Genomic DNA, 9,707 nt, shown 5'->3' with positions numbered 1-9,707 from the left:
GCGCTGGCCGGGCTGCTGGCGGCCTGGTTCGCCCGCGCCCTGGCGGCGCAGGCGGCCGGCGATACCGCGCCGCCCCGGGCGGGGGCCGCCTTGCTGGCGCGCTTCCAGGTGCTGGTGGAGCGCGACTACCGCAGCCCGCGGGCGCTCTCCGACTACGCCGGGACGCTGGGCGTGACGCCGACGCACCTCAGCCGCGTCGCCCGCGCGCTGACCGGCTCCCCGGCCTCGCAGCTGATCCTGGAGCGGCGCCTGCTGGAGGCACGCCGCGCGCTCGCCTACACCTCCATGCAGGTCGCCGAGATCGCCTACATGCTGGGCTACAGCGACCCCGCCTACTTCGCCCGCGTCTTCGCCCAGGCAGCGGGCGAATCGCCGAGCGCGTTTCGCGCCAGGATGACGGCGCTCTGACGGCGGCTGTCTGGCGGGGCGTCACGCGCGCCGGGACAGCGCACCGCGATGCCTGCTGTTGAGGGCTCGCCCCTTGCCCCCGTCGAAGAGTTTCTGTCCAGCCACGCCACAGCTGTCGTCCCGGGGCTTGACCCCGGGACCCATTGGCGTCGATGCGTGGTGACGGCCTGCGGCATTGGCGTCCTCGCCGGCCGCAGGCGTTGGAGGCTCCCTATCGGCGTTATGGCGAACGGACAGGCCAATGGGTCCCGGCATCAAGTGCCGGGACGACAGCGGGACTGTAGCGAGAGCAAGTCACACCGGCTTTCTCCAAACTGTCACCTCGGTCCCTCACTTCCCCTCGGCGCTGTGGACGCCGTCCCAATCGGGTGGCGGCGGATCGTTGCGGAACTCTTCGATGCGACGGCGGTAGAGCTGCCGGAAGATCTCGAGGTCGAGGTGGGCGAGGCGGCGTCCCGCCAGTGCGTCGACGGCCTGCGCCGCGGCGTCCCAGGCCTGGAAGCGGTAGGCGGTCAGCAGGTTGTCCATGAGGCGCATGGTCATGCGGACGTCGGCATCGTCGGCGAGCTCTGGTCCGCCCAGCAGGGCGAAGATGCGCTGGGGCTCGCGCTTGCCCTTCACCCGGATCAGGTCCAGCTCGACATAGCTCGCCCGGTCGCCGAGCGCCTCGGCGGTGGCCTGGCCGAGGACGATGTCGGCGCCGTAGACGGGCGACTGCCCTTCCAGGCGCGACGCGAGATTGACCGCATCGCCCAGCACGGAATAGTCGAAGCGCTGTTCCGAGCCCATGTTGCCGACCACGCAGAGCCCGGTGTTGATGCCCAGGCCGATGCGCAGCGCCGATGTCTCCGCCGTACCGCCCGCGGCGTCCGCCAGCATCTTCGCGTTCAGCGTGTCGAGGGCGCCGCACATCGCGCGGGCGGCGTTGCAGGCGTTGAGCGCGTGATCGGCATCTCTGAGCGGCGCGTTCCAGAACGCCATGACCGCGTCGCCCATGTATTTGTCGATGGTGCCGTTGTTGGCCATGATCTCGGTGGAGAGCGAGGTCAGCAGGCGGTTCATCAGGCGGGTCAGCACCTGCGGCTCGTGTTGCAGGCGCTCCGCGATCGCGGTGAAGCCGCGCACGTCGCTGAAGAGGATCGTCATTTCGCGGCTCTCGCCGCCCAGCACCAGCCGGTCGGGCTCGTCGGCCAGCTGATCGACGAGGGCCGGCGAGAGGTAGTGGCGAAAGGCGCGGCGCACTTCCTCGCGGCGGCCTTCCTCGCGCAGGTAGTTGGCGAAGACCAGCAGGGCGAAGACGGCAAAAGCGCCGAGCGAGGGATAGGCGGGATCGATCAGCAGTCCCTCGCCGGTGAAGAGGAACCACGACGTGGCGAGCAGGAACGACGCCACGAGCGCGCCCAGCAGCATGGTGAGCGCCGCGCCGAGCACCGGCACCAGGGCGATGATCAGCAGGGAGACGATCGCCAGGGCCGTCACCTCCGCCCCCAGCGCGTAGTGCGGCCGCTGCAGAAGCTGCCCGGTGATGATCATTTCCAGCACCTGGGCATGCACCTCCACGCCGGGAACGTTGCCCTGCAGTGGCGTTGCCTTGATGTCGAACAGGCCGACGGCCGAGGTGCCGATCAGCGCCAGCTTGCCCGCCAGGCGCTCCGGCGCTACCGCGCCGGCCAGCAGGTCCTTGGCGGAGATGTAGAGGCCGGGGCGCTGCTTCGCGTAGTGGATCCACAGACGGCCGTGGCGGTCCGTCGGCACGTCGACCCCCGCGACGACGAAGGAGCGAATGCCCGCGCGGTCGGTCTTGATGGCGAAGGCGTTGCCGCCGGAGGCGACCCGCAGCAGTTCGACGGCCAGGCTGGGCACGATGCGGCCCTCGGCGATGACGAAGGCGGGCACGTTGCGCACCACGCCGTCGCTGCCGGGCACGAGGTTGAAGACGGCGCGGCTGGCCGCCGCCTGTTCCAGGACCGGCGTGTTCCGCACCAGGGACGGAAATTGATAGAGATAGGGCTTGGGGTCCGCACCGACGATCGCCAGCGGAACCTCCGACGGCGCCGGCGGCGGCCTGTTGCGGACCTCGCGGTGGTAACCCGACTGGCCGAGCACCACGCGCGTCCGGCTGAGCGCGCCGGCCAGGACCTCGTCGTTGTTGGGCAGGACGCGCAAGGCTTCGGCGATGGCGGGATCCACCTCGGCGAGGGAGTCCGCGTAGACGCCGGGCGAGGTGCGGTCCGGTTCCGGAAAGGTGATGTCGAAACCGACGGCCACGACACCGGCGAGCCGAAGGCGGTCGATCATGCGCGCCACCTCCAGGCGCGGCCAGGGCCATTGGCCGATCTCGGCAAGGCTTTCCTCGTCGATGTCGACGATGACGATGGGCTCGGCCGCCGGCTGGCGGGGATTGACCAGCTGATAGAGGTCGAAGACCCTGAGGCGCAGGATTTCCAGCGGGGCCGGGTCCCAGATCCTGAGTGCGATCAGGGGAATCAGCAGGCAAAGCCCCAGCAGGCGGCTGAAGGCCAGGCGCCGCAGCATCCGCAGCAGGTCCGCCCGGGCGAAGACGCCGCGCCGTTTTGATGGCGAAGCGGCCGGGTCCGGACCCTTCGCGCGCCCGCCCTCGACGCTGCCGCCCTCCAAGCCGCCGCCCTCCAAGCTGCCGGCGCGTGCCGAGGGTTGCATCCCCGCCTGCGGACTGTCGGCTTGCGGCTTCAGGCCATCCATATCGTGCCTAGGCTAGGGGGGTGAAGTCCTCGGGATTGAGACTGACCGGCGGGCCGCCTTCCAGGAAGAGCGCGGAGGTGGCGCCGCTGCCGCTCGGCTCGGATGCCGCAGCGTCTCCGGGGGAGTCGCCGGCCGGGAGCAGCGCATCGAGGTCTTCGCCGGGATCGTCGACCAGGGCGGCGAGTTGCAGGGCCGGCGCGGCGGGCGCAGGAGGCGGCGGCGCGCCCGGGAACAGCGCCGCGATGTCGTCGGTATCGGAGATGACGTCGACCTCGCCGCCGTTGCCCAGGCTGCCGGTCTCGACCTTGCCCAGCTGATCGGTGGAAAAGTTGTCGGCACCGGGCGCGCCGATGGCGAACGCCTGGATGGTGAGATCGGTGAGGATCGGCGCGCCGCTGCCGTCGTCGTACAGCTCGGCGCTGAGCGCCGCATCCGGCAGGTACTCCTCGCCGCCGTCGCTGAAGAGGTAGATGAAGTTCAGCGCGTCCTCGTAGCGCTCGGCAGTGCCGGTGCCGGTGCCGGTCCCGGTCCCGGGGTCGATGTCCTCGTGCAGCCAGTTCACCGCCACTTGCAGGGGCCCTTCGTACTCGGTGCCGCCATCGGTTTGCAGGCCTTCGATGAAAGGCATCAGCGCCGCGTCGTCGGGCCCGTCGAACTCGGCGCTTCGCGATTCGATGAGGTCGATGTCGGTATGGGCGCGGAAGGCGATGACCTTGATGGAGACTCGGTCGGCGACGCCGGCGTCGATGAGCTGCTGGTTCAGCGCCAGCACGGCCTGCTTGGCGAGGTCGATCCGGCTTGGGGAAGACGGCGTCGGCGCGCGGCCATCGGCACCGCGTGACATGGACCCTGAGATGTCGATCAGGTAGACGACGTTGATGGCCGGGGGAATTTCCTCAGGCGGTGCCGTGAGCACGGAAGGAAAGAAGCGAAAGAGCTGGGGATTGTCGGTCCCCAGCGGCCCAAAGCCCGAGATATCCACGCCGGTCAGCACGTCGCTGCGCGGCAGGCTGTTGGCGACCAGCCCGAAGCCCTGGTTCGCCCCGAGTGTCAGTCCGGCGGCAAAGCTGCTGCCGCCGCCCAGCGGCTGCGGCCCCGCGGCCGTCTCGAAGGGGAAATCGACCGGGTTGTCGGGCGGCTGCTGCGCCGCGGCCTGCTGCTGGTCCGGCCCCGTCGGCGGGCCTTCCGTGCGGTTCTGTTCGATGTTGCGCTGGATCTCGGTTGCGTTGTTCAGCGGGCGGCCGAAGACGCTGCCGAGGGCCTCGCTGGAGAGGGTGGCCGGCAGGCCGGGGATGATGTCGGCGCTGCGGATCTCGAGAAAATGATTGGCCTGCGTGAACTGCGCGGATCCGCCGAAGTTGCTGAAGGTAAAGCGGCCGACCTCGCCGGTTTCGGGGTTCTCGATGTTGACGATCCGCGTCACGCCGCCCAGCGTGCCGATCCGCACGCCGACCGTCGTGCCGCGGATGCCGATGGTGCCGGCGGGCGTGTCGACGTTCATCTCTCCGCTCGGCGCGATGTTGCCGGTGACGAAGACGAAGGTGCCCTGGATCAGCGAGACGCCCATGGTGTTGGCGGCGCCGCCGGGATTGTAGATCAGCTCGTCGACCACCATGCGCGCGTTGGCGGACAGCGAGAACACCGTGTCGTCGACGAAAAGGATGCCGAGGTCCGAGCCGACGCCGGTCGAAACGACATCGCCCAGGAAGATCGGATCGCCTTCGTGCAGGTCGTCGCGGACGCCGTCGGCCCTCTGCACGCGGGCGATGCCGTTGAGGGAACTGACCGCGCCGATCGGTGCGGACAGCGGCGCGTCGCCGAGCTGTGCGAAAGACAGGGGCACGGCCGGCCCGGCCAGGCTCTCGACGGTGTCCGGCGTCAGGCGCGCGCCTTCCGCCGTCTCCAACGGGGGTGGCGGGACCTGCGTGAAGTAGTCGCGCAGCAGGACTTCGCTGCCGTCGGCCCCCTGCAGCAGAAGATCGTCTCCCAGCCTGACGAAATCCGCCGAGAACAGGAGGCCTGCATCGAGAACGATCTCGGATTGGTCGGCACAATCGATGGTGCGGACGACGTCGCCGTTGCCCGCTTCGCCGGAAAAGGTCGTCTTGACCATAGCCACCCCCAGGTCTCAGACACAGAACGGGGCGGCCGACTTAAGTCGTCAGAAAATTAGGAACGGTGACGCAAGGAACATCAGGTCGTTCTCGGCCTTCCCCATGATGAACTCTAGCAGCGTGATTAGGAAAGTATCATAGAAAAGAATAGTTAAGACGTTTAGATCGCGGCGCGATGCATCTGCAGGTAGAGCCTGTTCCGCCTTGGAACGCCGGGCACCGGCCTGGGGCAGTGGACGACGCTCTAGCGTTTGCGCGCCATGCGGGCGTGTTCCCAGGACATCAGCAGCACGCCGGCGAAAACGATGCCGAAGCCGGCGAGGTGGATCCACTGGAAGCGCTCGCCGAGCAGCAGGTAGGAGAGTACCAGCGCCGAGGCCGGCATGAGGCCCATGAAGGCGGCGGCGACGGTGCCCTCGGTCTTGGCGATGCCGGAATACCAGCACCAGGTGCCCAGCGCGAGGGTGCCGGCGCCGTACCACAGCGCGGCAAGCCAGCCGCCGGTTGCCACCGCGGCGGCATCGAAGCGCGGCCATTCCCAGGCGGCCAGCGGCAGGAACAGCGGGATCGCCAGGGCGGCGGCGAGGAAGGCGACGACCAGCGGATTGGCGTCGCGGCTGACCCGCTGGCCCAGCAGGGTGTAGGTGACCTCGCAGCAGACCGCGGCGAAGACCAGCAGGCCGCCGAGCAGCGCCCCGCCGCCGAGATCGCGCAGGAGATCGACGAGGGGCCCGCCGCCGCCGCCGCCGCCGGAACCGCCCTCCGTTCCGCCGCCCACATAGAGCAGCAGCACGCCGCCCACCGCCAGCGCGATGGCGGTGAGCTTGCGCCAGTTGGCCTGCTCGCCGAGCAGCAGGATGGCGACGCCGGCGGTGACGGCGGGGGTGGTCGACATGACGACGGCGCCGGTCACGCCGCTGACGAGACTCATGCCCGCCAGCATGAAGACGGTGAAGCCGAACATGCCGAAGACGGCGATCAGCGCGGTGAGCAGCCAGTCGCGGCGGCCGAGCTTGGCGATCTCGCCGCGGTAGACCAGCAGCAGCGGCGCCAGCACCAGGGCGCCGATCGCGACGCGCAGGGTGGCGCCGATGAAGACCGGCATCGCGTCGGTCACCAGCTTGGAAACCGGCGTCGCCGAACCGAAGAGGATCATGCCGGCGGCAAGCTGGACATAGACCAGGCCGGCGAAAAGCGGGGCGCGGGCGCCGCGATGGGAAGCCGATGTCGCCATGATGCGCTTCGACAACGTGCGCGGTCCGCCCGTGGTTCCTTCAGGGCGGCGGTTGCTTCAGGGCGATGGCGCCGCCCGGGCCGCGGCCGTTTGCATTCGCGCGCTCAACCGGCGCACACTGGAGCCATGACCCTCCGCCGCGCTGCCGCCGTCCTGCTTCTCGTGCTGCTGCCCGCCGCCGCCGGCGCGCAGGACGATTCCTGCGCGCAGCCGCAGCCGGTCTGCGACGCCCGCGCCGCGGTCTTCGCGATCTCGGGCTTCGATCCGGTGGGCAGCGCCGTGCGCCTCAGCGAGACCAGGCTGGTGACGGCGCGCCACGTGGTCGCCGACATGCGCACGGTTCGGGTGTTCCTGGCCGACGGCAGCCCTCTGCGGGCCACGGTGGTGCTGACCGACTATCCCGGCGACCTGGTGCTGTTGGAGGTGGCGGGCCTGCCGCCCGGTCCGGTGCTGGCGCCGGCGCCCGTTGCACCCGACAGCACGCTCTACACCGTCGGCGCCGACGTCGGCCGGCAACGCATTCGCGTCTACGATCCGGGCCGCCTGCACTTTGCCCCGCCGCCCGGCAAGCCGCTCGCCCGCCTGCACCACGGTGCCTACAGCCAGCCGGGCAACGGCGGCGGCGCGCTGGTCGATGAAAAGGGGGATCTGGTCGGCATCGTCGCCTCGGGCGGCGAGGGGCGGTTCGAGGCGATCCCCGCCACGGCGATCGCCGAACTGGCCGAACGCAGCGGCAGCGCGGCGGTGAGCGATGCCAGCGCCGAGATCGGCGGGGCCGTGCGCATCTGCACGACCCTGCTGGACAACTTCCGCGACGCGGGGCGGCGCCTGGAGGATCAGCAGGCCAAGGCCATCGAGGTATCCTGCACGCGCTCGGGCAACCGCCAGCTTTCCGACCTGGCCGGCCAGACGCTCGGGCGCGCCGGGCGCACGCAAGCCGCCATCGCGCTCTTCCAGCAGGGCCTCGCCGAGGATCCCAACGCCGTCAACACGCGCATCGGCCTTGCCGTCACCTACCACCTGGCGCGCGACTTCGAAGCGGCGCTGCCGCATCTCGCCTGGCTGCTGGACCACACTGGCGACGACCTGGTCGGCGACGACTTGCAGGTGCTGCGGCTGGCGATCCAGGCCGGCGCCTGGGGCGGTGATGTGGATTTGGCCGAACGCGCGCTGGCGCGGCTGAAAGAGGTCAACCCGCAGAGCGCCGCTGCCGCCGAGCAATTCCTCAACAATCCGCCGCCGCGCCCGCCGAAGTTGCAGTAACCGTCACAGGTCGTCCGCCGGATCGGGGATCCATCCCACGGCGACCCGCGGCGCGCCGCGCTCCATGGGTGGTGCCGCGCGGGCGAAGAGCGCGCGCTTCAGCGTCGCCGTGACCCAGTCGGGATTCTCCGCCAGCAGGCGCGCGGCCAATGCCACGACACGCGGCACCGCGTAGCTGGAGCCCGAGGCCGTGCCGCGCGCGCCGCGGTAATCGGTCACCTCGATTCCTTCGGCCGGCACCATGAGATCGACACTGGCGCGTCCCCAGTTGGAGCCCGGCGCCAGCCGTCCGAAAGCGTCGGCAGAGGTCACCACCACCATGTTGTCCAACGACAGGCTCGCCGGGTAGAGCGGCGCCGCGTCGATGTCGCGCCCGTCGTTGCCGGCGGAGACCACGAAGAGAATCTCCTGGTGCGCCTGGGCGGCCTCGGCGAAAGCGGCCCAGTCGTCCGGATCGCGACTGCCCATCGGCAGGGCGACGATGCGCGCGCCGGCGGCCGCCGCGATCGCGACCACCTCGGCCATGCGCGTCATGTCGGGCCGCGGATAGCGGATCGGCAGCAGGCGCACGCCGGGGGCCTCTGCGATCAGCAGGCTGGCGACCGGGGTGCCGTGGCGGATCGGAAAGAACGGCGAGCGGCCGGTGTCGCCGTCGTAGGGCCGGCCATCGCCGTCCCACAGGTCGCGGCCAAGAAAGCGGCCTTCATCATCGCGCGCCAGCCGCGCGGCGATCTGCGGCAGCCGGTAGTTCACGCCGCTGTCGATGTGGGCGACGGTGACGCCGCCGGGGTCGGTTCCGTCCGGGACTGGCGGGTTCAGCGGCTCGACCGCCTGCACCGTGGCGAGATCGGCAGCGTAGAGCACGAGTTCCAGTGCCGTGCCGTCGTCGCCGTAGCGGATCGCCCGGGCGTGCTGCGGCGCGCAGTCGCCGCCGGCGAGCAGCGTCATGACGGGCCGTGCCGTGCTCAGGTCGTGACTCTCGAAGACGACGCGCCGCAGGCCGGCGGGCGCGCGCGTCGCGTGGATCAGCAGCGCCAGGCCCCGCGCGCGGTCTTCCAATATAAGGTCCCGAAACGCCCAGGCGTCGGGCGGGCCGCGGTCCGCGACATTTGAAACCGTGAAACCGGAAAGCGGCCCATCGAGGCGTGCGGCGATGCTCTGCGCATCGAGGATGCCCTCCGGGCAGAGCGTTTGCGCCGCCTGCAGCACGGCGCGCGCCGTGTCGATGTCGCCGTCGTCCGCCGCCGCGGCCGGCCCGAACATCACCGTGGCGGCACAGGCCGCGGCAACCATGCGCGGGTCGCGCCGGGCGCGCGCGGCGCGCGGGGCGCTCACCCGACCAGTTCCCCGTGCTCGATCATCAGCGGAATGACGAGGTCCTCTTCGTCGTCGAGGTGGCGGCGCATGCGCGTCAGCAGGCGCGCGCTGGTCTCGGCGTAGGCGGCCGCCGGGCCTTCGGCGTCGGGCGTGCGGGCGAGCGCCTGCAGCAGCGCGTTGGCGGCATCGGCGGTCGCATAGAGATCGGCGTGCAGCGCCTGGTGATCGCGGTCCAGCAGGTCGAAGCCGGGGGCGAGGGCCGGTTCGGCCTGGCGGAAGGCGGGGAAGTAGTGGTGGTCCTCGACCTGGTGGTGGCCGTTCAGTTCGCCCAGCAGGACCTGCAGGCGCGGCGCGAAGAAAGCCTGGAAGTCCTCGGGCGGGAGGCCGCCGCCGAGAAAGCGCTGGGTCGTCTGGTCCAGCGCGTCGCCGAGGCCGCGGAAGGCGGCGTGGCGGTCGAGCCAGAAGCGCGCCGTCATGCCCAACCGCGCGTTGCCCTGCCAGTCCGCGCGCGGGTGGCGGCGCAGCAGCGCGAACCACTCGGCGGGCAGGCCGGTGCGGCGATCAAGGTCGAGCGGATCGGTGGCGCGGTCGGGATCCATGCCCTCCAGATAGCGGACTATGCCGGCCTGTCCAGAAAAAATCTGGGCCCA

7 protein-coding genes are annotated in these 9,707 nt (G+C 70.6%); 2 read left to right on the top strand and 5 right to left on the bottom strand.

Translation table 11 applies throughout. The annotated features are described in order from the left end of the window. The coding region (locus WDC82_RS21550; protein ID WP_340119473.1) for a helix-turn-helix domain-containing protein at window positions 1–408 on the top strand (408 nt) is incomplete at its 5' end. 330 nt (window positions 409–738) lie between these two features. Here WDC82_RS21550 and WDC82_RS21545 read toward each other — a convergent pair. The 3 genes from WDC82_RS21545 to WDC82_RS21535 all read right to left on the bottom strand — a co-directional run bounded on the left by WDC82_RS21545 (window position 739) and on the right by WDC82_RS21535 (window position 6,477). After that, a complete protein-coding gene (locus WDC82_RS21545) occupies window positions 739–3,129 on the bottom strand; it encodes an adenylate/guanylate cyclase domain-containing protein (protein ID WP_340119472.1) in 2,391 nt (796 codons plus the stop codon). Between the two features lie 7 nt (window positions 3,130–3,136). After that, window positions 3,137–5,242, bottom strand: a complete 2,106-nt coding sequence (locus WDC82_RS21540; RefSeq protein WP_340119471.1) for a VWA domain-containing protein — start codon at window positions 5,240–5,242, stop codon at window positions 3,137–3,139. Between the two features lie 245 nt (window positions 5,243–5,487). Continuing rightward, entirely contained in the window at window positions 5,488–6,477 is a 990-nt protein-coding gene (locus tag WDC82_RS21535; protein ID WP_340119470.1) for a DMT family transporter, read from the bottom strand. Window positions 6,478–6,603: 126 nt separating this feature from the next. Here WDC82_RS21535 and WDC82_RS21530 point away from each other — a divergent pair, with 126 nt between their 5' ends. Then, window positions 6,604–7,740 (top strand): tetratricopeptide repeat-containing serine protease family protein, encoded by a 1,137-nt coding sequence (locus WDC82_RS21530; protein ID WP_340119469.1) that lies wholly within the window; start codon window positions 6,604–6,606, stop codon window positions 7,738–7,740. A gap of 3 nt (window positions 7,741–7,743) precedes the next feature. Here WDC82_RS21530 and WDC82_RS21525 read toward each other — a convergent pair whose 3' ends face one another. Then, window positions 7,744–9,075 (bottom strand): S8 family serine peptidase, encoded by a 1,332-nt coding sequence (locus tag WDC82_RS21525; protein WP_340119468.1) that lies wholly within the window; start codon window positions 9,073–9,075, stop codon window positions 7,744–7,746. Next, on the bottom strand, window positions 9,072–9,656 hold the full coding sequence (locus WDC82_RS21520; RefSeq protein WP_340119467.1) for a hemerythrin domain-containing protein: 585 nt from the start codon (window positions 9,654–9,656) through the stop codon (window positions 9,072–9,074). The genes WDC82_RS21525 and WDC82_RS21520 overlap by 4 nt, the downstream gene beginning before the upstream one ends. Between the last annotated feature and the right edge of the window lie 51 nt (window positions 9,657–9,707).

Origin of the sequence: Pelagibius sp. 7325 (genome assembly GCF_037652055.1) — a bacterium.
Lineage (GTDB): Bacteria > Pseudomonadota > Alphaproteobacteria > Kiloniellales > Kiloniellaceae > Pelagibius.
The sequence above is the reverse complement of the archived record's forward strand: the minus strand, read 5'-3'. Positions and strand labels throughout refer to the sequence as shown.